The sequence below is a fragment of the Actinomyces stomatis genome (assembly GCF_031292835.1).
Taxonomy (GTDB): Bacteria; Actinomycetota; Actinomycetes; order Actinomycetales; family Actinomycetaceae; genus Actinomyces; species Actinomyces stomatis.
Genome location: NZ_JASPEP010000060.1, coordinates 1 through 802, shown reverse-complemented (window position 1 = coordinate 802; position 802 = coordinate 1). Strand labels below are relative to the sequence as shown.

The window sequence follows — 802 nt, the reverse complement described above, 5'->3', positions numbered from 1 at the left end:
GGGCGAGCGTGCCGGCTGGGCCCTGGCCGTCGCCGGCCCGCTGGCCTTCCTGGCGGTCTTCTTCGCCTGGCCCGTGGCCACGCTCATGGGTCGCGGCCTCGCCCCCGACGGCGCCCTGGACCTGAGCGGCTTCGGTGAGGTCCTGGCCCGCGAACGCACCTGGCGGATCCTCACGCAGACCCTCACCCAGGCGGTACTCGGCACCGCCGTGTGCGTGGCCCTCGGCATCCCCGGGGCCCTCGTCCTCTACCGGCGCAGCTTCCCCGGCCGCGACCTGCTGCGCGGGGTGGTGACCGTGCCCTTCGTGCTGCCCAGCGTCGTCGTCGGCGTCGCCTTCCACGCCCTGGTCACCCGCGGCGGGCCCCTGGAGGCCCTGAGCCTGGACGGGACGCTGACCGCGGTCGTGGCCGCGCTGGCCTTCTTCAACTACGGGCTCGTGGTGCGCACCGTGGGCACCATGTGGTCGCGGCTCGACCCGCGCGCCGTGGAGGCCGCCCGGGCGCTGGGGGCCTCGCCGATGCGGGCCTTCGCCACCGTCACCCTGCCCGCGCTGGCCCCCGCCATCGCCTCGGCCGCCTCCCTGACCTTCCTGTTCTGCGCCACCGCCTACGGGGTGGTGCTCGTGCTCGGCGGGGTGGGGATCGGCACCATCGAGACCGAGATCTACCGATTGACCACCCAGTACCTCGACCTGCGGGGCGCCGCCGTCCTGTCCGTCGTCCAGCTCGGCGTCATCGCCCTGGCCCTGTGGGTGGCCGAGCGGGCGCGCGCCGCCACCCAGACGCGCCTGCGGCTGCGCACC

At 75.6% G+C, this 802-nt stretch carries 1 protein-coding gene; it reads left to right on the top strand.

The window, feature by feature from the left end:
- Positions 1-802: ABC transporter permease (locus tag RIV12_RS13105; protein WP_309324461.1), on the top strand; the 802-nt coding region annotated here is incomplete at both ends.